The organism is Micromonospora sp. NPDC049230, from assembly GCF_040647875.1.
In the GTDB taxonomy this organism is placed as follows: Bacteria; Actinomycetota; Actinomycetes; order Mycobacteriales; family Micromonosporaceae; genus Micromonospora.
The window spans coordinates 23,071-41,761 of the sequence record NZ_JBEZCZ010000054.1; the positions used below are offsets into that span (position 1 = coordinate 23,071).

Sequence of the window (18,691 nt, forward strand, 5' to 3'; positions counted from 1 at the left end):
CCGGCCGCTGACGGTTCATCTCGGCCACCCCGCCGCGCGGTCTGCGGACCTGACCGCCCGAGGCGGTGGGCACAGCGAGGAGTGCCGGTGTCGGCCCCCTTGCCGTACGCAGCGACCCTATCCGAGCGTGCGAGACCACGCTGCGCCGGGGCGTGCTCCCGGGCACACCGTGCGGCCCCACCGTCCTATCAGACCACGAGCATGTCGGGCGTGACTGCCGCTTCGGTATCCGGGATGCCGAGGTCCCGGGCGCGTTTGTCGGCAAGCGCCAGCAGCCGGCGGATCCGCCCGGCGATGGCGTCCTTGGTCAGCGGCGGGTCGGCCAGCGCGCCCAACTCCTCCAGGGACGCCTGCCGGTGCTCCAGGCGCAGCCGCCCGGCGTCGGTCAGGTGGTTGGGTGCCTCGTCGGCGAGGATCTCCAGCGCACGGGTGACCCGGGCGGCGGCGGCGACCGCGGCACGCGCCGAGCGGCGCAGGTTGGCGTCGTCGAAGTTGGCGAGCCGGTTGGCGGTGGCTCGCACCTCCCGGCGTACCCGACGCTCCTCCCAGGCCAACACGCTGGAGTGCGCGCCGATGCGGGTGAGCAGCGCGGCGATCGCGTCGCCGTCCTTGACCACGACCCGGTCCACCCCGCGCACCTCGCGGTTCTTGGCGGTGATGCCGATCCGGCGGGCCGCGCCGACAAGCGCCAACGCCGACTCCGGCCCCGGGCAGGTGATCTCCAGAGCGCTGGAGCGGCCCGGCTCGGTCAGCGAACCGTGTGCCATGAACGCCCCCCGCCACGCGGAGACCGCGCAGCAGACGTTCGCCGCCACCACGTGCGGGGGCAGCCCGCGCACCGGGCGGCCCCGCACGTCGAGCAGGCCGGTCTGCCGGGCGAGAGCCTCGCCGTCCTTGACCACCCGCACGATGAAGTGGCTGCCCTTGCGCAGGCCACCGGAGGCCAGCACGTGGATCTCGCTGGAATATCCGTAGACCTCGGCGATCTCCCGGCGTAACCGCCGGGCCACCGCCCCGGTGTCCAGTTCCGCCTCCACCACCACGCGGCCGGAGACGATGTGCAGCCCGCCGGCGAAGCGCAGCAGCGCGGCCATCTCCGCCCGCCGACAGCAGGGCTTGGGCACGTCGACCCGACTCAGCTCGTCCTTGACCGCGGCCGTCATCGCCATTGTGCGTCCCCTCACGGACCGGTTCCGGCGTGTCGCCGGTGATTACGTACGTGTCTAACGATCGGCGCCCAGGACAGGCACCAGCGCGGCGCCCAGGGCAGCCGGATCATGGCGGGGAGTGCCGTCGGTGACGGCGACGGGAGCTAGGACCAGGCGGGCACCAAGCGATTCTGCCGCACGTTCGACCGGTTCGGGGTCACCCACCGCCCGGGCATCGGCGAGCACTGTGTCCACCTTGAGCTCGGGCAGGTACCAGCGCAGCGCCGCGAGATGGTCGGCGACGGAGAGCCCGAGGGTCTCCTTCTCCGCGGCGAGGTTCAGCGTGACCAGCCGCCGGGCCGAGGTGGACACGATCGCGTCGGCCAACTGCGGCACCAGCAGGTGCGGGAGCACACTCGTGTACCAACTGCCCGGCCCGAAGATCAACCAGTCCGCCGCCATGATCGCCTCGATGGCCTCGGCACAGGCCGCCGGGGCGGCGGGCGTCAGGCGCAGCGACTCGACCCGCCCGGTGGTGACGGCCACCTGGTGCTGGCCACGCACTGTGTGCACCTGGTCGGGGGCGGTCGGGTCGACACCGCGTACCCGGGCCTCGATGCCGACCGGCTGACGGGACATCGGCAACACCCGGCCGACCGCGCCGAGCATCGCGCCGGCGTGCTCCAGCGCGGCCACCGGGTCGCCGAGCAACTCCATGAGGCCGCAGAGCACCAGGTTGCCCACCGCGTGCCCGGCCAGCCCGTCGCCGTGCGTCGCGCCAAGATCGTTCGTACCCTCGCCGCCCGAACCCTGCTCACGCGGCGCGGGGCCGTCGGCGCCCTGGTCGCGCGGCGCGGGGCCGTCGGCGCCCTGGTCACGCGGCGCGGGGCCGTCGCCGTGGTCGCGCGGGCTGCGGCCGTCGGTCGCTGCCGGGGCCGGGTCGACTTCGCCGCGTTGGGGTACGCCGGCCGGCACGGCGGCGAAGCGGTGCTGGAACAGCCCGGCGCTGCGCCGGGTGGCCGGGTGGTCTCCGGCAAGCGCCACCAGCGCCTGGCGCAGATCACCAGGGGGCAGGCCACCCCGCTCGGCGCGCAGCCGGCCGCTGGAGCCGCCGTCGTCGCCGACGGTGACCACGGCGGTGATGTCGAGGTCGAGTTCGGGTGCGCAGTGGCGCAGCGCCCGCAACGAGGCGGAGAGCCCGTGCCCACCGCCGAACGCCACCACCCGGCGGGCCGTCATTCGCGCCCCAGGTCGCGGTGCTGGGCGTTGGCCGCCAGCCCGGAGTGCCGCAGGCGGGCGGCCAGCTCCTCGGCGATGGCCACGCTGCGGTGTTTGCCGCCCGTGCAGCCCACGGCGACAGTCAGGTAGCGCTTGCCCTCCCGCTCGAACCCGGTAGTGGTGGCGTTGACCAGGTCGGCGTACGAGGCGACGAAGGCGTCCGCACCCTCCTGACCCAGCACGTACGCGCTGACCGCCTCCTCCCGACCGGTGTGCTCCCGCAACTCCGGCACCCAGTACGGGTTCGGCAGGAACCGGGCGTCCAACACGAAGTCGGCGTCCGGCGGCAGGCCGTACTTGAAGCCGAACGACAGCACTGTGACCCGCAGCCGGCGGGCGTCCTCGCCGCCGAACAGCTCCTCGATGCGCCGGCGGAGCTGGTTGACGTTGAGGTGGCTGGTGTCAATGATCACGTCGGCCTGGTCGCGCGCCTCCTCGAGCAGGCCCCGCTCCACGGCGATGCCGTCGGCCAGCCGCCCGTCGCCCTGCAACGGGTGCGAACGGCGAACGCTCTCGAACCGCCGGATCAACACCTCGTCGTCGGCGTCGACGAACACCACCCGGGGCGAGAACCCGCGCTCCTTGAGCTCCCGGATCGCCCCGGCCAGGTCGGTGGAGAAGGCCCGCGACCGCACGTCCAGCACCATCGCGGTACGCCGAGCCGCGCCACCCGCCTTGAACGCCAACTCCGCCATGTCCAGCATCAGTGCCTGCGGCAGGTTGTCGACGACGTAGTAGCCGACGTTCTCCAACGCTCGGGCCACAGTGCTGCGACCACCCCCGGAGACGCCGGTCACCACCACGAGTGTGGTTTCCGACTCGGCCGCCGGCTGCCCGTCCCCCGCGGCCGGACCGTCGATCCGTCCGCCGCCCGCACGCGCCTCGCTCACCCGTACCCCCAAGCTGTGGCGCCGCGGCCCCCTCGGCCGCGTTTGGTCAATCAGCGACTCTATCCCGCCGCCCGGCCGACGGGCCGGCACCCGCCGCGGGTCGCGCTCCCGACAGTCAGCAGTCTTGATGACGATCAGTAACTGTCAATACGCTCTTTGTGATCGTCGCAGGTCAGACCGACATCTGGGAGGGTGCGATGCACGACCTTGCGGACAAGAACAAATACATCGGCTTCCTGTTCATGCGAATCAGTCCGGAGTACTTCGCCCTCGGCCGGGAGGGCATCCACGAGGTCTCCGCCGAACACGCGCGGGACCTGGGCCGCTTCGCCAAGCAGCTCACCCACGTCGTGACGACCGGGGTGAACGGCAAGTACGACCAGGTCACCATCGTCGAGGGCGACACCCTTGAGGAGATCAACGCGGCGGCCACCGCCTTCCGGATGGGCGGCAAGGCCCGCTACATCGAGATCGTCGACATCGTCGTCGGGATGAAGGCCCCGCCGCGGGGTCTGGCCAACCGGTCCAGCCAGCCCGGCTGACCGCGTCGCCCGTCCGGCGCACCCGTCGCTCAGATGCGCCGGACGGGTCCCCGGCCGATGCCTACAGCGCCTTCCTGGACGCACAACCCAACGAACTCAACCGCACTCAGGCGGACCTGACCGCCTGGCAACCGGCTGCACCTGCTCGCAGAGCTGCACGTGGACCGCCCGTAGCGCGCCGCCGATCTCGGCCGGCTCATCCTCGTACGTCTCCCAGGCGAGAAAGGCGCGAGTTAGCCGGCCTGCGCGCGAAGCCGGTTTTCCCACACACGATCGGTGGCTGCCCACTCGGCGACCAACAGTGCCAGGCGTCGGGCGGGGATGCTGCCCGCGACTTCGGCCAACTCGGCGACCCTTGGGTCGACCGCCAGGGCCGACGGCGGGGTGGCCGCCGACGACCACGTGAAGCCGTCGTCCAGGGCTGTGGCGGTGAGGGCCACGGCGTGGACGCACAGTTCCTCAGCGGCTGCGCAGTCACACTCGGCGGTGAAACCGTCCGCCGTGATGCCCACCCAGACCTCGAACGAAGGCTGCCCGGTCTCGCGGAACTCGCCGGAAACCCCACCACCGGCCGGCCTCGGCACCACCGGTTGATCAGATGCTCGAAGCTGGTCCGCTGCCGCACAGACCATAGGTCCGGCCGCGTCCCGGAGTGCGTTGATGTCGATGCGTACCGCCATGGGGGCCATCCAACCGGATGGAGGTGATGCCGCCGGCATCAGGGCAGCCGACACCTTGCCGCAGGCGTCAGCCGAGCGGGCCGCGCCGCAGAGCTGTCACAAACGACGACCAAGCGCCCCGGTCGAAGATGAGCGCCGGCCCGCCCGGATCCTTGGAATCCCGCACGGCCAACGCGCCAGGAAGTGGGGCCACCTCGACACAGTTAGAGCCGCTTGCGCTGCTCCGGCTGCTCTTGCGCCACTTCCCTGCGGGAACGTCCGGAGCGGTCATCGGTCAGACCCCTTGAGCGCTAGTCAGTATTCACCAGCCACCTGGGCCAGGAAGCCAGCCGACTCGTCCGGGTCGAGTGCCTTGGCCATGAGGTGATCGAACATGAGTCTATATCGGGCGACGTGTCTCTCCTCCTCAAGGAGCAGGGTGCTGGAGTCGTTGTCGAGATAGACGACGGTGGGGTCCAAGGTCGGTTCGGCGTAGTCGAGCAGGGTAAAAGGGCCGCCCATGCCTGCGTGCGCGCCGGCAGCGAAGGGCAGGATCTGGATCTCGACGGTGGGCAGCTCACAAGCCTCGATCAGGCGAGCGAGTTGCGCGCGCATCGCGGCGGGGCCGCCCACAATGCGGCGCACGGCCGCCTCATCGAGCACAATCCACAATCTCGGCGGCAGATCTCGCGAGAGCAGAACCTTGCGGCCGAGCCGTGCTGCCACCCGACGGTCGACTTCGTCCTGGTCGGCGGTGCTGCGGCCCGCCTTGACGATCGCGCGGACGTACTCCTCCGTCTGCAACAGGCCGGGAACGTACAGACTCTCGAACGCGCTGATCGACGTGGCCTCCGCCTCGAAGCCGACGTAGTCGTCCGGCAACACGTCGCCGTAGGCGCTCCACCAGCCTTTCTGGCGAGACTGCCGAAGCAACCCGGTCAGCGACTCGCGCTCCTCTTCGGAGGCGTCGTAGAGGTCGAGCAGCGGAGGCATGTCCTTCGGCATCACCCTGGAGTGCCCGAGTTCGAAGCGGATGACCTTGGTCCGGTGCCACCCCAGGATCTTGGCCACCTCCTCGGCGGTGTGTCCGGTGCGGTCCCGCAGACGACGCAGCTCGCGCCGCAGACGACGGGCCCTGATCGTCGGACTTGGCACCTGTGACATCGCCAGCACCACCTCCACCGTGAGTAATCGATTCTTGCCTAGGAGCGACCGCAGATCAAGCACCTGGCGGAAGGAAACACGACGTTGCATTTCCGTTCGCCGTGGTCCAGTCTCTTGGTAATCACTCGCTACGGAGAGGCAGGGACCGGTGACTGACAACCGATCGTCGCGGTGGGAGCGGGAGCCGCGGCAGCACAACGGCTTCCAGGACGACCTGACCGCCGTACTCGACGGGGCCGACGTGTCCGAGCGGGTCCGGGCGGCCATCGCGCACGCGCTGGCGAAACCGGGCGCTCTGTCCGCGTACGCCAACTCTTTGGTCAGCCGCTACACGACGGAGCGCGAGCGGCGCTCGGGCCGCAACGGGCCGCCCGCCGGCGGGTTTCGGATGCCCCGGCGCTGGACGCTGCACCTGACCTACCTGGCGAGCGACCTGGCGGAGGCCCGCGACCAGGCCGTCGTCTACACGGAGGGGTTGACGATCCTGCGGCCCGAGATGCCGGCGGGGGCCGCGCTGCTGTCCCGGGCCGACGCCTGGAACCACGTCGAGCCCGTCTTCTGCGGCCGGATCGGTCCCGACAAGGAGGTCTGCGTGGACGTCACCGGGCACCCCGGCTGCCACAGCGCGGCCGGCATCGGCGGGCTCTGCTGGGGTGACGGGGATGGCGAGACGGGGCAGTAACTGCCCCACAGTTGCGAGACGCGGTAGACGCGCCGGGCAGGTGTGCGGGCACCGCTGTCGGGGTCGGCTCGTAGACTCCCCGGATGGCTTCTCCCACCGACCTGCGTACCGAGGACGCTCTGCCGGTGCTGCGCCGGGTGTTCGGCTACGACGCCTTCCGCGGTTTCCAGCAGCAGGTGATCGACCACGTGGTCGCTGGTGGCGACGCCCTGGTGCTGATGCCCACCGGTGGCGGCAAGTCGTTGTGCTACCAGATCCCGGCTCTGGTCCGCGAGGGGGTCGCGGTCGTCGTGTCGCCGCTGATCGCACTCATGCAGGACCAGGTGGACGCCCTCACCGCGGTCGGCGTGCGCGCCGGCTTCCTCAACTCGACCCAGACCCTGGACGCCCGACGCCGGGTCGAGGCCGCCTTCGTGGCCGGCGAGTTGGACCTGCTCTACCTCGCCCCGGAGGCGCTCGGCGTCCGGTCCACCCTCGCCCTGCTGGACCGGGGGCGCATCTCCCTGTTCGCGATCGACGAGGCGCACTGCGTGTCGCAGTGGGGTCACGACTTCCGCCCCGACTACCTCGCGCTGTCGATGCTGCACGAACGCTGGCCGCAGGTGCCACGGATCGCGCTGACGGCCACCGCGACGAGCGCCACCCGCACCGAGATCGCCACCCGGCTCAACCTCGACGACGCGCGGCACTTCGTGGCCAGCTTCGACCGCCCCAACATCCAGTACCGCATCGTGCCCAAGCGGGAGCCACGCAAACAACTGCTGGCCCTGCTGCGCGACGAGCACCCCGGCGACGCCGGGATCGTCTACTGCCTGTCCCGCGCCTCGGTGGACAAGACCGCCGAGTTCCTCGTCGCCAACGGCATCGCCGCCCTGCCGTACCACGCGGGCCTGGACGCGGCCACCCGCGCCGCCAACCAGCAGCGCTTCCTGCGCGAGGACGGCCTCGTCATGGTGGCCACCATCGCCTTCGGCATGGGCATCGACAAGCCCGACGTCCGGTTCGTCGCCCACCTCGACCTGCCCAAGTCCGTCGAGGGCTACTACCAGGAGACCGGCCGCGCCGGCCGGGACGGCCTGCCGTCCACCGCCTGGCTGGCGTACGGGCTTCAGGACGTGGTCCAGCAACGCAAGATGATCGAGACGTCCGACGGCGACCTGGCCCACCGCCGCAACCTCGCCGCGCACCTGGACGCGATGCTCGCCCTGTGCGAGACGGTGCGCTGCCGCCGCGTCCAACTGCTCGAATACTTCGGCGAGACGACGACGGCCGCCTGCGGCAACTGCGACACCTGCCTCAACCCACCGGAATCCTGGGACGGCACCGTCGCCGCCCAGAAGTTGCTGTCCGCCGTCTTCCGGCTCGACCGCGAACGCAACCAGCGATTCGGCGCCGGGCACTGCATCGACATCCTGCTCGGCAAGCAGACCGACAAGATCAGCCAGTACGGTCACGACTCGCTGACCGTCTTCGGCATCGGCTCCGAGCTGAGTGAGGCCGAGTGGCGGGGCGTGGTCCGCCAACTGCTCGCCGAAGGGCTGCTCGCCGTGGAGGGCGACTACGGCACGTTGGCTCTGACCGAGGCCAGCGCCGACGTCCTGGGTCGCCGCCGCACGGTCACGATGCGCCGCGAACCGGAGAAGCCCGCGTCGAGTCGTTCGTCGAAACCGCGCGGCGCGGCCACCGTGGTGGCCGAGCTGACACCGGCCGCCGCGTCGCTGTTCGAGCGGCTCCGGAGCTGGCGGGCGGCCACCGCCAAGGAGCAGGGCGTCCCGGCGTACGTGGTCTTCCACGACGCGACGCTGCGACAGATCGCCAGCGACGCGCCGAGCACGCTGGCCGACCTGTCCCGCGTCAGCGGGGTCGGCGAGAACAAGCTCGCCAAGTACGGCGAGCAGATCCTCGCCGTCCTCGCCACCGACTGACTCCGCACGCGCTGAAGGGCCGGTCCCCGTGGGGTCCGGCCCTTCGCTGGTGCACAGGTGCTGGCGTGGTGCGCGGTGCTGTGTGGTGCGCGGTGCTGGCTGGTGCGGTGTGGCGGGGTCAGCTGGTGGCGTAGCCGCGGGTGGCGATCCAGTCCGCGAGGTGCTCGACGGTGACCTCGTAGGAGGCCTGGTTCGGGTCGGCGGAGTCGGCGATCCTCACAATGGTGCCGTTGTCGCGGTAGCCGACGACGCTGATGTAGTGCCCACCCTCGTAGGAGTGCGTCGTCCCAGCGGTGTCGGTCGTGGTGCCGGCGATGTTGGCGACCACGGCCCGGCCGTCGTCGACGGTCTTGACGATGTCGGCGCGCAGCGTGTCGGTCTGCTTGGCGTCGGCGTCAGGCTTGCTGATCTCCACGGACCGGTAGGCGTCAGCCTTGCCGGTTTCCTTGTTCAGGACCGGGGTGATGTCGTTGATGCTGTTGGTGCCGGCCTCGGTGGTGCCCATTTCCTTGGCCATGTCGTCGACGTTGATGTTCTTGCCCTGCACGGACAGGGCGTTACGGGTGGCGGCGGGGCCACAGTAGTAGAAGTTCGGCTGCGCCTCATAGCGCACACCCAGCTGACGCTCACCGTTGGGCTTGCGGTCGGTCTGCGTCTGCGAGGTCGGCTTGGCGGTGCTCGGCGCGGCGAACGCCGTGGTGACAGGGCCGGCGATAGCCCCACCGGTGAACGCGAGCCCAGCGGCGGTCAGGGCGGTCTTGCGGATCAGATCGGTACGCATGATGGCGTGCTCCTCTGCATCGGGGGTGTGCCCGCACGGCAGTGAACCGGGGGGGTGCGTGCCATGCGGGGAAGTTCGAGACAACGCCAGCGATCCACGGGGACCTGCTCGAAGCGTCGTGGGGGATGTAACGCCCCCCAGCGGCGAGGCATTCCACCGCACTGAACCCGGGGGGAGCGGCCCTGCCCGTGCTCGGTGGGCCGGGAGATGTAACAGTGGCGCCCCGGCGGATGTTCCCGGGGGTCGCCGCACACCAGAGCCCGAGGGCTACGGCGGCATGCCAGGTATAACGACCCCGCCCGACCCCCCATTCCACAACCGCGATGACCCGGACCACAGGACACTGCCGAACAAAACAGACAATCAACCCACTCGGCCGCCCCTCGGCGCGGTCAAATCGGCGTGATCAACTCGGGTTTGCTGAAACCGCGGTGACCGAGCGCCGGGGACACCCCGACATTATGAAACACGAGTGGATCATGCCCGCCTGGGCCGCTTGTTGGCCGCCCCCAGGCGGGACAAATAACGACATTCCGCATGAACCGGTGGGTCGCCCCCAGGCCGGGCGGACGACACTCGGCATAAGCCGACAGCCGCCCCCGCCGGGCGGACGACGACAGTGCTCAGGTGGCGCTGGGCTTTACCTCCGCGCTGTCGCCGACCTTCATATCCTTGTCGAGAGCGGCCAGGATCGCCTCGGCGGTGCGTCGACCCACCCCGGGAACCTCGGTGATCTCCTCGACTGTCGCGGCGGAGAGTCGTTTGAGTGAGCCGAAGTGCCGCAGCAACGCCTTGCGCCGCACATCGCCGAGGCCGGCCACGTGGTCGAGTGCCGACTCGGTCATCCGCTTCGAGCGGCGTTGCCGGTGGAAGGTGATGGCGAACCGGTGGGCCTCGTCGCGGACCCGTTGGAGCAGGTAGAGACCCTCCGAGGTGCGCGGCAGGATGACCGGGAACTCGTCGTCGGGAAGCCAGACCTCCTCCAGCCGCTTGGCCAGGCCGCACAGTGCCACATCGTCGATGCCCAGGTCGGCAAGGGCCTGCGCGGCGGCCGCGACCTGTGGCGCGCCGCCGTCGACGACCACCAACTGCGGGGGGTACGCGAACTTGCGCGGCCGGCCGGTGGTCGGATCGATAAGCACGCCGACCTGAGGCTCCACCGCGTCTTCCGGGGCGGCCGGGTCGTCGGCCGACTCCACACCGACCTCGCCCGTCTCAGCCCTCGCGTCCAGGTAGCGGGCGAAGCGACGGCGCAGCACCTCGGACATCGCGGAGAGGTCGTCGGTGGCGCCACGGACGATGAACCGCCGGTATTCGCTCTTGCGGGGCAACCCGTCCTCGAAGACCACCATGCTGGCCACCACGTCGGTGCCCTGGATCTGGGAGATGTCGAAGCACTCGATGCGCAGCGGCGAGGTGCGCATGTCCAGCGCCTCGCTGATTTCGTCAAGTGCCTTGCCCCGGGTGGTGAGGTCACCGGAACGCTTCAGTTTGTGCCGGGCCAGCGCGTCCTTGGCGTTGCGCTCGACCGTCTCCATCAGTGAACGCTTGTCACCGCGCTGCGGCACCCGCAGCGACACCCGGCTGCCCCGGTGGTTGGAGAGCCAGTCCGCCAGCGCCTCGGCGTCGGCGGGCAGCTCAGGCACCAGCAGCTCCCGGGGCACGTCGGTCTCGCCGTGCTCGCCGCCGTACACCTGGGTGCAGAAGTGGTGCACCAGGTCGCCGGTGGTCAGCTCCTCGGTCTTCTCCACCACCCAGCCGCGCTGGCCACGGACCCGGCCGTCACGGACGTGGAAGACCTGCACGGCCGCCTCGAGCGGGTCGTCGGCGAACGCGACAACATCGGCGTCGGTGCCGTCGCCCAACACCACCGTCTGCTTCTCCATGGCACGGCGCAGGGCGGCCACGTCGTCGCGCAGCTTGGCGGCCCGCTCGAACTCCAGCTGCTCGCTCGCCTCGGTCATCTCCCGCTCGATCTTGCGGACCATGGTGTCGGTGCGCCCGGCCATGAAGTCGCAGAACCCGTCCACGATGGCGCGGTGTTCGTCGGCGGAGACGGTGCCGACGCACGGCGCCGAGCACTTGCCGATGTAGCCGAGCAGACAGGGACGGCCGACCTGGCCGGCGCGTTTGAACACGCCGGCGGAGCACGTCCGGGCCGGGAACACGCGGAGCAGCAGGTCGAGGGTCTCCCGGATGGCCCAGGCGTGCGAGTACGGACCGAAGTAGCGCACCCCCTTGCGCTTGGCGCCGCGCATCACCTGGAGCCGTGGGTATTCCTCGTTGAGGGTGACGGCCAGATAGGGGTACGACTTGTCGTCGCGGTAGCGGACGTTGAACCGGGGGTCGTACTGCTTGATCCAGGTGAACTCCTGCTGGAGCGCCTCGACCTCGGTGCCGACGGTGATCCAGTCCACCGACTCGGCGGTGGTGACCATCTGGCGGGTGCGCTCGTGCAGGTTCCAGACGTCGCCGAAGTAGGAGTTGAGCCGGCTGCGCAGATTTCTCGCCTTGCCGACGTAGATCACCCGGCCGGTGCCGTCGCGGAAGCGGTAGACCCCCGGTAGCTCCGGGATGGTGCCGGGTGCGGGGCGGTAGGTCGAGGGGTCAGCCACACCAACAAGCCTAGTCCGCACCACCGACAGCCCGGTCCAGGCGCTAGATCCACTCGGTTTCCGGGAAGTCGGGGTGTCAGCCGGCCGCGGACACCCCGATTTCCCAGAACACGAGTCGATCATGCAAGCGGGGGCGCTCGCCGCACCCCCGCCCGGTCAGGCCAGCGAGATCTGGTCGCCGGTGACCTTGATGGTCTTGGGCGGCAGCGGCTTGGTGGCGGGGCCGGCCTTCACCGAGCCGTCGTCGATCGAGAACTTGCTGCCGTGGCACGTGCAGTTGATGGTGCCGCCGTCGACGTTCGTCACCGGGCAGTTCTGGTGGGTGCAGATCGGGCTGAAGCCCTTGAACTGCCCGGCCACCGGCTGGGTGATGACCACACCCTCGGCGGCGAGGACCTTGCCGCCACCGACCGGGATGTCGGCGGTGGTCGCCAGGGACTGGGCACCCTGCCGGTCTCCGCCGCCGGCGTCACCGCTGCTGGGCACCGCCGGACCTCCACTGGTGGGGGCCCCACTGCCGTTGCCGTTGGCGTTGCCGCTGCCGTCGTCACTGCCGCAGGCAGCCAGGACGACGGCCGCGCCGACTGCCCCGACGCCGGTGAGCAGGGTACGGCGTGTGTGCGTGCCCGGACCGGTCAGCGCCTGATCGTCACTCATGCCTCGCCTCTCTCTAGCCCGCTGCGCCGGGCAAGACCCGGCCACACCTAGTGCACACGGGCAACTGTGCCGGATGGTTCACCACAGCATGCGTGCGACCCCGAATTCGGACACGGCGGCCCCTCATCGACCAGCCACACGCTGCGCGCACGCGACAGCACGGCGTGCGCCGCCGGGGGCGGACCAGACCGAACCGCCCCCGGCACCGAACAGGCCCAGCACGAGCCGGACCGGACCGGCGCGCACAAGCCCGACCAGACCGACCGGACCGACTAGGGAGATCGGGGTCAGCGCGTGGCGGCGGGCACCTTACGGCTGGCCCGCGCCTTGGTGACGCCGTTGGCCTTGGCCGCCCGGGTGGTGGCACCGGCCGCGCCCTTGGCCGCGCCGTCGAGCTTGAGCACCTGGCGCAGGAACTGGCCGGTGTGGCTCTCGGTCACCTCGGCGACCTCCTCGGGGGTGCCGGTGGCGAGCACTGTGCCGCCCCGGTGGCCGCCCTCCGGGCCCATGTCGATCAGCCAGTCGGCCGTCTTGATCACGTCGAGGTTGTGCTCGATGGTGATCACGGTGTTGCCCTTGTCGACGAGCCCTTCCAACACCATCAGCAGCTTGCGGATGTCCTCGAAGTGCAGGCCGGTGGTCGGCTCGTCGAGCACGTAGACCGTCCGCCCGGTGGAGCGCTTCTGCAACTCGGAGGCGAGCTTGACCCGCTGCGCCTCACCGCCGGAGAGGGTCGGCGCGGGCTGACCGAGGCGGACGTAGCCGAGGCCGACGTCGACAAGGGTCTTGAGGTGCCGGTGGATGGCCGGGATGGCGGAGAAGAACTCGGCGGCCTCCTCGATCGGCATCTCCAGCACGTCCGAGACGGTCTTGCCCTTGTAGTGCACCTCCAGGGTCTCCCTGTTGTACCGGGCGCCCTTGCAGACCTCGCAGGGGACGTACACGTCGGGCAGGAAGTTCATCTCGATCTTGATGGTGCCGTCGCCGGAGCAGGCCTCGCAGCGCCCGCCCTTGACGTTGAACGAGAACCGACCCGGCCCGTACCCGCGTACCTTCGCCTCGATGGTCTCGGCGAAGAGCTTGCGGACGTGGTCCCAGACCCCGGTGTAGGTGGCCGGGTTGGAGCGCGGCGTACGGCCGATCGGCGACTGGTCCACGCCGACGACCTTGTCCACGTGCTCCAGGCCGGAGACCCGGGTGTGTCGACCGGGGACCAGCCGGGCGCCGTTGATCTGGTTGGCCAGCACCGCGTAGAGGATGTCGTTGACAAGCGTCGACTTGCCCGAGCCACTCACCCCGGTGACGGCGATCAGCTGACCCAGCGGGAACGGGACGGTCAGGTTGCGCAGGTTGTGCTCACGCGCGCCGTGCACCACCAGCTCGCGGGACGGATCCTGCGGCCGGCGGCCGGCCGGCGTCGGGATCGACCGCTTTCCGGACAGGTACGCCCCGGTGATCGACTCCTTGTTCTTCAGCAGTGCGGGCACCGAGCCGCTGTGCACGATCTTGCCGCCGTGCTCGCCCGCGCCGGGCCCGATGTCGACGATCCAGTCGGCGGTGCGGATGGTGTCCTCGTCGTGCTCGACAACGATCAGCGTGTTGCCCAGGCCCCGCAGCCGGATCAGGGTCTCGATGAGCCGGTGGTTGTCGCGCTGGTGCAGCCCGATCGAGGGCTCGTCGAGCACGTAGAGCACACCCACCAGGCCGGAGCCGATCTGGGTGGCCAGCCGGATGCGCTGCGCCTCACCACCGGACAGGGTGCCGGCCGGCCGGTCCAGGGAGAGGTAGTCGAGGCCCACGTCGAGCAGGAACCGCAACCGGGCGTTGATCTCCTTGAGGACCCGCTCGGCGATCAGCTTCTGCCGGTCGGTCAGCTCGATGCCGGCGAGCAGGTCGGCGCACTCCCCCACGGACAGGTTGCAGACCTCGGCGATGCTCTTGCCCGCGAGGGTGACGGCGAGCACCTCGGGCTTGAGCCGGGCACCGCCGCAGGCCGCGCACGGCACGTCGCGCATGTAGCCCTCGTACTTGTCGCGGGACCACTCGGACTCGGTGTCGGAGTGCCGGCGCTCGATCCACTGCACCACGCCCTCGAAGCCGGTGTAGTAGGAGCGCTCGCGCCCGTACTTGTTGCGGTAGCGCACGTGCACCTGGTCGTCGGAGCCGTGCAGGATCGTCTTCTGCGCCCGCGCCGGCAACGCCCGCCACGGGGTGTCGACGTCGAAGTGCTGGGCCTCGCCGAGCGCCTCCAGCAGGCGCAGGAAGTATTCCAGGTTGTGCCCGGTCGCCCAGGGCTGGATGGCGCCCTCGCGCAGGCTGCGCTCCGGGTCGGGGACCAGCAGCTCCGGGTCGACCTCCTTCTTGGTGCCCAGGCCGGTGCACTCCGGGCAGGCGCCGTACGGCGCGTTGAAGGAGAAGACCCGGGGCTCGAGATCCTCGATGGCCAGCGGGTGGTCGTTGGGGCAGGCGAGGTGCTCGGAGTAGCGGCGCTCCCGGTCCGGGTCGTCCTCCGGGAGGTCGACGAAGTCGAGCAGCACCAGGCCGCTGGACAGGCCCAGGGCGGCCTCGACCGAGTCGGTCAGCCGCTGCTTGGCGCTCGCCTTGACGGTGAGGCGGTCGATCACCACCTCGATGGTGTGCTTCTCCTGCTTCTTGAGCTTCGGCGGCTCGGTCAGCGGGTGCACCACGCCGTCGACCCGGGCCCGGGCGTAGCCCTTGGCCTGCAACTCGGCGAAGAGGTCGACGTATTCGCCCTTGCGGCCACGGATGACCGGCGCGAGCACCATGAACTTGGTGCCCTCGGCCATCGCGAGGACCCGGTCGACGATCTGCTGGGGGCTCTGCCGGGAGATCCGCTCGCCGCAGACCGGGCAGTGCGGCTCGCCGATGCGGGCGTAGAGCAGGCGCAGGTAGTCGTAGACCTCGGTGATGGTGCCGACTGTCGAACGCGGGTTGCGCGAGGTCGACTTCTGGTCGATGGAGACGGCGGGGCTCAGGCCCTCGATGAAGTCGACGTCTGGCTTGTCCATCTGGCCGAGGAACTGCCGAGCGTACGACGAGAGCGACTCGACGTAGCGGCGTTGCCCCTCGGCGAAGATCGTGTCGAAGGCCAGGCTCGACTTGCCCGACCCGGACAGCCCGGTGAACACGATGAGTGCGTCCCGGGGCAGGTCGAGACTGACGTCACGCAGATTGTGCTCGCGCGCGCCACGGATGATCAGTCGGTCGGCCACTGTGCGTGTACTCCCGGGAGAAGACGAAGCGAAGGATCTGTCCCGCTCTGGGGTGATCTGAGCGGTCGTGCGGGCGCGGAAAACACGCCTCGGCAACTCTAGCCCCGAGGTATGACAGTTTCCCCCGCCCGCACATTCCCCCAGCTCAGCCCGGTCGGCCGCCCCGAGCCGCGCCTCCACCACGCCGGACGCACAGCGCCACCGCGCACCACCCGCCGGCGCCGCGCACACCCCCACGGGCGCCGCGCGCACCCCCACGGGCGCACACCCCAGCCGGCGCCGCGCACACCCCCCCGCCGGTCAGAACCCGCCCGGCGTCGGGGGCCGGACGGCCCGTCGCCGGGCCGAACGCCACCCGCCGCGCCGCTCCGCCGCCACCCGGGCTTCCCGCCGTCGGCTCTCGTGGGACAGCTCCCCCTGGAGGCGCCGCCAGCTCTCCCAGCGGCGGGTGGGGAGTTCGCCGGTCTGCAACGCCTCGCGGACCGCGCAGGCGGGCTCGCCGTCGTGGCCGCAGTCGGCGTACCGGCAGCCCTCGGCCAACCCGGCGATGTCGGCGAACGCCCGGTCGAGCCCGACCGCGCCGTCCAGCAGGCCCACCGCACGCACCCCGGGCGTGTCGATCACGGCGCCGCCGCCGGGGATCGGCACGAGTGCCCGCCAGGTGGTGGTGTGCCGACCCTTGCCGTCGACGCGCCGGATCGCCTGTGTCGGCATCATCACCGCCCCGACCAGGGCGTTGACCAGACTCGACTTGCCGGCACCGGACGGCCCGAGCAGACCGAGCGTGCGGCCGGGGGTCACCTCGGCACGCAGCGGGCCCAGCCCGACGCCGTGTTCGGCGCTGACCGGCAGCACCGGCACCCCGGGGGCGATCGCGGCGAGTTGGCGGGCCAACGCGGCCGGGTCGGCCGCGAGGTCGGCCTTCGTCAGCACGACCAGCGGCCGAGCGCCGGACTCGTGGGCCAGCGAGAGCAGTCGCTCGATGCGGCCCACGTCCGGCTCGGGGTGCACCGGTTCCACCACGGCGGCCGCGTCCAGGTTGGCGGCCAGCACCTGGCCGCTGGAGTCCTTGCCGGCGGTACGGCGGATCAGCGCGCCCCGCCGCGGCAGCACCGCCTCCACTGTGACGCGGCGGTCCGGCCAGTGGGTGAGCAACACCCAGTCTCCGGCGCAGGGCAGCGCGGACGGGTCGCCGGCCGCGGTGGCCAGCACCACCGGGCCCAGGCTGGCCCGGATCGGGCCGGCCGCGGTGAGCACCGTGCAGACCCCCCGGTCCACCCGGGCCACCCGGCCCGGGTGGTGCTCGCCGCGTCGCGCGGCGTACGTCGCCCGCTCGGCGTCCCAGCCGAGCGCGGTCAGATCGATCGTCATGGCATCCTCATCGGTGTCGAAGCTGGTGATGGCGGAACACGCGTGCCACGTCCGGCATGATCACCACCTCCGTCCGATGTCCCGGTGCCGCGTCTGCCGCTGACGGTAGGTCGCGCGGCGACGCGCCGAAAGCGATTTCCCCGGCGACGGCGCGGGCGGCGGACCGCTAGGGTCGACGGGTGACCACGGATCCGCTCCTGCTGATGGGCGAGGTGGACGCGGCCACCAGCCGGCTCCTGCGTACCACAGCGTCTTTCGACGCCGCGGACCTGGCCGGCGCGTCGTTGCTGCCGGGCTGGACGCGCGGCCATGTGCTGGCGCACCTGGCACGCAACGCCGACGGCTTCGTCAACCTGCTCACGGCGGCCCGCACCGGCGCGGCGTTGCCGATGTACGCCTCGCTGGAGGCCCGCACCGCGGACATCGAGACCGGCTCGGGCCGGCCACCCGCCGAGCACCTGGACGACCTGCGGCGCACCGCGGACCTGTTCGCCGCGGCGGTCGCGGCGATGCCGGCCGAGGCGTGGGCGGCGACGGTGCAGGCGCGGAGGGGCCCGTGGCCGGCCGCGCTGCTGGTCTGGGGTCGCCTACGGGAGATCGAGGTGCACCACCTCGACCTGGCCGCCGACTACGGCCCCGCCGACTGGTCGGACACGTTCGCCCACCGGCTGCTGCGCGAGGCCGCCAGCCATCACGCCTCGGGGCCGACGCCGCCGTCGATGGTTCTCCGTCTGGACGGCAGTGAGCACGACGTGGTGCTCGGCGACAGTGCCGGCGCCCCGATCGTCGCCGGCCCCGTTTCCGACCTCGCCGCCTGGCTGATCGGCCGTGCCGACGGCGGCCCGCTCTCCGTCACGCCCGACGGTCCCCTGCCTACTCCCCCGGAATGGATCTAGAAACGTCATGACATACAGCGGAGACGTCACCCACGGCGGCGCGCCGGCGGTACGCGAGTTGGACGGGCTCACCATCAGCAAGCTGTCGGTGGGCCCGATGGACAACAACGCCTACCTGTTGCGCTGCACGGGCACCGGTGACCAGGTGCTGATCGACGCCGCCAACGAGGCGCCCCGGCTGTTGGAGCTGATCGGTGACGGCGGGCTCACCGCCGTGGTGACGACCCACCAGCACATGGACCACTGGGTGGCACTGGAGGAGGTGGCCGCCAAGACGGGCGCGCGGGCACTGGTGCACGCCGACGACGCGGACGGGCTGCCGATCGAGGCGGAGCGTCTCGCCGACGGCGACACGGTGCCGGTCGGCGACTGCGCGCTGGAGGTCATCCACATCAAGGGCCACACCCCGGGCTCGATCGCACTGCTCTACCGCGACCCGGCCGGCACCCCGCACCTCTTCACCGGGGACAGTCTTTTCCCAGGTGGCGTAGGAAACACGGACCGGGATCCGGAGCGCTTCGCGGCGCTGATCGACGACGTCGAGCACAAGCTGTTCGACAAACTCCCGGACGACACCTGGTTCTACCCCGGCCACGGCAAGGACAGCACCCTGGGAGCTGAACGCCCAGCCCTCCCCCAGTGGAAAGCAAGAGGCTGGTAACCCCCCACCCCACCCACCACCCCACAAAAAACCAAACGCCGACCGAGAACCCCCAAGATCAACAACCCGAGGACGGCGGCGGCACGTTTGCACAAGCCGCAACCCCGACGGGGGCGGGGCCTGCCGTGCCCGGCGCGGCCCCGCGGAGCACATGAGCCCCACCCCGGCGCCGCCGGCCCGCGGCCGCCC

Annotated in this window: 16 protein-coding genes; 5 read left to right on the forward strand and 11 right to left on the reverse strand. The window is 71.0% G+C overall.

Annotated features, from left to right (window positions below; translation table 11 throughout):
- Nucleotides 1-188: 188 nt before the first annotated feature.
- Genes whiA through rapZ form a run of 3 tightly spaced genes read right to left on the reverse strand, consistent with a single transcriptional unit; the run spans nucleotide 189 to nucleotide 3,286 of the window.
- Nucleotides 189-1,169, reverse strand: coding sequence for a DNA-binding protein WhiA (gene whiA, locus AB0A95_RS31155; protein ID WP_350872673.1), 981 nt, complete (start codon nucleotides 1,167-1,169; stop codon nucleotides 189-191).
- A gap of 54 nt (nucleotides 1,170-1,223) precedes the next feature.
- Nucleotides 1,224-2,387, reverse strand: coding sequence for a 2-phospho-L-lactate transferase CofD family protein (locus AB0A95_RS31160; RefSeq protein WP_357559303.1), 1,164 nt, complete (start codon nucleotides 2,385-2,387; stop codon nucleotides 1,224-1,226).
- Nucleotides 2,384-3,286, reverse strand: a complete 903-nt coding sequence (rapZ, locus tag AB0A95_RS31165; RefSeq protein WP_357559319.1) for an RNase adapter RapZ — start codon at nucleotides 3,284-3,286, stop codon at nucleotides 2,384-2,386. Before rapZ ends, AB0A95_RS31160 begins: the two co-directional genes overlap by 4 nt.
- A 227-nt stretch (nucleotides 3,287-3,513) precedes the next feature.
- On the opposite strand from rapZ, the gene AB0A95_RS31170 reads away from it, so the two are divergent.
- The gene (locus AB0A95_RS31170; protein WP_355033230.1) at nucleotides 3,514-3,858 is read left to right on the forward strand and encodes a hypothetical protein; all 345 of its coding nucleotides are present in this window, start codon (nucleotides 3,514-3,516) and stop codon (nucleotides 3,856-3,858) included.
- Between the two features lie 233 nt (nucleotides 3,859-4,091).
- Here the strand turns inward: AB0A95_RS31170 and AB0A95_RS31175 are convergent, their stop codons facing one another.
- From AB0A95_RS31175 to AB0A95_RS31185, 3 genes are all read right to left on the reverse strand, one after another.
- Nucleotides 4,092-4,445 (reverse strand): hypothetical protein, encoded by a 354-nt coding sequence (locus tag AB0A95_RS31175; RefSeq protein WP_357559304.1) that lies wholly within the window; start codon nucleotides 4,443-4,445, stop codon nucleotides 4,092-4,094.
- Between the two features lie 160 nt (nucleotides 4,446-4,605).
- Nucleotides 4,606-4,809 (reverse strand): DUF397 domain-containing protein, encoded by a 204-nt coding sequence (locus AB0A95_RS31180; RefSeq protein ID WP_357559305.1) that lies wholly within the window; start codon nucleotides 4,807-4,809, stop codon nucleotides 4,606-4,608.
- A gap of 23 nt (nucleotides 4,810-4,832) precedes the next feature.
- Nucleotides 4,833-5,681: a DUF5753 domain-containing protein gene (locus AB0A95_RS31185; RefSeq protein ID WP_357559320.1), complete on the reverse strand. Its 849-nt coding sequence runs from the start codon at nucleotides 5,679-5,681 to the stop codon at nucleotides 4,833-4,835.
- 148 nt (nucleotides 5,682-5,829) lie between these two features.
- Here AB0A95_RS31185 and AB0A95_RS31190 point away from each other — a divergent pair, with 148 nt between their 5' ends.
- Both AB0A95_RS31190 and recQ read left to right on the forward strand, forming a co-directional pair.
- On the forward strand, nucleotides 5,830-6,363 hold the full coding sequence (locus tag AB0A95_RS31190; RefSeq protein ID WP_357559306.1) for a hypothetical protein: 534 nt from the start codon (nucleotides 5,830-5,832) through the stop codon (nucleotides 6,361-6,363).
- Between the two features lie 83 nt (nucleotides 6,364-6,446).
- Entirely contained in the window at nucleotides 6,447-8,288 is a 1,842-nt protein-coding gene (gene recQ / locus AB0A95_RS31195) for a DNA helicase RecQ (protein WP_357559307.1), read from the forward strand.
- Nucleotides 8,289-8,406: 118 nt separating this feature from the next.
- On the opposite strand, the gene AB0A95_RS31200 is transcribed toward recQ, so the two are convergent.
- The 5 genes from AB0A95_RS31200 to rsgA form a co-directional block, all read right to left on the reverse strand.
- The gene (locus AB0A95_RS31200; protein WP_357559308.1) at nucleotides 8,407-9,069 is read right to left on the reverse strand and encodes a C39 family peptidase; all 663 of its coding nucleotides are present in this window, start codon (nucleotides 9,067-9,069) and stop codon (nucleotides 8,407-8,409) included.
- Between the two features lie 623 nt (nucleotides 9,070-9,692).
- Complete coding sequence (gene uvrC, locus AB0A95_RS31205) at nucleotides 9,693-11,684, reverse strand: excinuclease ABC subunit UvrC (RefSeq protein WP_357559309.1); 1,992 nt, start codon at nucleotides 11,682-11,684, stop codon at nucleotides 9,693-9,695.
- 156 nt (nucleotides 11,685-11,840) lie between these two features.
- Nucleotides 11,841-12,341, reverse strand: coding sequence for a Rieske (2Fe-2S) protein (locus tag AB0A95_RS31210; RefSeq protein WP_357559310.1), 501 nt, complete (start codon nucleotides 12,339-12,341; stop codon nucleotides 11,841-11,843).
- 287 nt (nucleotides 12,342-12,628) lie between these two features.
- A complete protein-coding gene (gene uvrA / locus AB0A95_RS31215) occupies nucleotides 12,629-15,574 on the reverse strand; it encodes an excinuclease ABC subunit UvrA (RefSeq protein ID WP_357559311.1) in 2,946 nt (981 codons plus the stop codon).
- A gap of 300 nt (nucleotides 15,575-15,874) precedes the next feature.
- Nucleotides 15,875-16,945, reverse strand: a complete 1,071-nt coding sequence (rsgA, locus tag AB0A95_RS31220; RefSeq protein WP_357559312.1) for a ribosome small subunit-dependent GTPase A — start codon at nucleotides 16,943-16,945, stop codon at nucleotides 15,875-15,877.
- A gap of 179 nt (nucleotides 16,946-17,124) precedes the next feature.
- Between rsgA and AB0A95_RS31225 the strand changes: the two genes are divergently transcribed.
- Together AB0A95_RS31225 and AB0A95_RS31230 are read left to right on the forward strand one after the other, a co-directional pair.
- Nucleotides 17,125-17,841 carry a maleylpyruvate isomerase family mycothiol-dependent enzyme gene (locus tag AB0A95_RS31225; protein ID WP_357559313.1) on the forward strand — a complete coding sequence of 239 codons (717 nt, stop codon included), beginning with the start codon at nucleotides 17,125-17,127 and terminating at the stop codon, nucleotides 17,839-17,841.
- A gap of 7 nt (nucleotides 17,842-17,848) precedes the next feature.
- Nucleotides 17,849-18,502: an MBL fold metallo-hydrolase gene (locus AB0A95_RS31230; protein WP_357559314.1), complete on the forward strand. Its 654-nt coding sequence runs from the start codon at nucleotides 17,849-17,851 to the stop codon at nucleotides 18,500-18,502.
- The last annotated feature ends 189 nt before the right edge of the window (nucleotides 18,503-18,691 follow it).